The organism is Microbacterium umsixpiens, from assembly GCF_053543675.1.
Genome location: NZ_JBLVOH010000254.1, coordinates 3,599 through 4,326 on the forward strand (window position 1 = coordinate 3,599; position 728 = coordinate 4,326).

Annotated in this window: 1 protein-coding gene; it reads right to left on the bottom strand. The window is 65.9% G+C overall.

What is annotated here, in order from left to right; all coding sequences use genetic code 11:
• Positions 1–91 precede the first annotated feature (91 nt).
• Positions 92–595, bottom strand: a complete 504-nt coding sequence (locus ACNPM4_RS20765) for a DUF3145 domain-containing protein (RefSeq protein ID WP_029261782.1) — start codon at positions 593–595, stop codon at positions 92–94.
• Positions 596–728 lie beyond the last annotated feature (133 nt).

Genomic DNA, 728 nt, shown 5'->3' on the forward strand with positions numbered 1-728 from the left:
GGGCGGAGCGGGGATACGTCTTCTCAGCGTCCGGGATGATTCACCGGCATCCGATACTCACGCCTCCCCCGCTCCCGGTCTGTGGTGTCGGCTAGCCGACCTTGTGGAGCCAGACGACTCTGGCGTCGTCGCTCGCGTGCCGGAACGGCTCCAGTTCCTCGTCCCAGGCGGACCCGAGCGCGATGTCCAGCTCGCGCTGCAACTCGATCGCACTGCCCGCGGCGATCTCCATCGCGTAGCGGATCCGGTCCTCGCCGATGACGATGTTGCCGGCGGCATCCGTCTGGGCGTAATGGATACCCAAGTCGGGAGTGTGCAGCCAGCGTCCGCCGTCGCTGCGCGGAGTGGGGTCCTCGGTCACCTCGAACCGCAGATGCTCCCACCCGCGGATGGACGTCGCGAGAGCAGCACCCGTGCCGACAGGGCCGTCCCAGTAGAACTCGGCCCGCCGGGCACCCTCGAGGACGGGCTGCGCGGTCCAGTCGAAATTCACCGCACGCCCGATAGCGCGACCCACCGCCCATTCGAGGTGTGGGCAGAGCGCGCGAGGCGCAGAGTGGATGAACACCACTCCGCGTGAGTAAGCCGTCGCCATGATCTCTCCGTTTCATCAGGTGCGTCTTCCCCAACGACCTGAACCACGAAGTGGCGAGAATATGCGGTTGTGGGCCCATTCTCGCCGAGATCTCCTGAAATCACAAGCATGTGATTCGACGACGAAGGCCCCC

Coding starts and splice junctions, on each gene's coding strand:
- ACNPM4_RS20765 (WP_029261782.1), bottom strand. CDS start 595: ATGGCGACGGCTTACTCACGCGGAGTGGTGTTCATCCACTCTGCGCCT.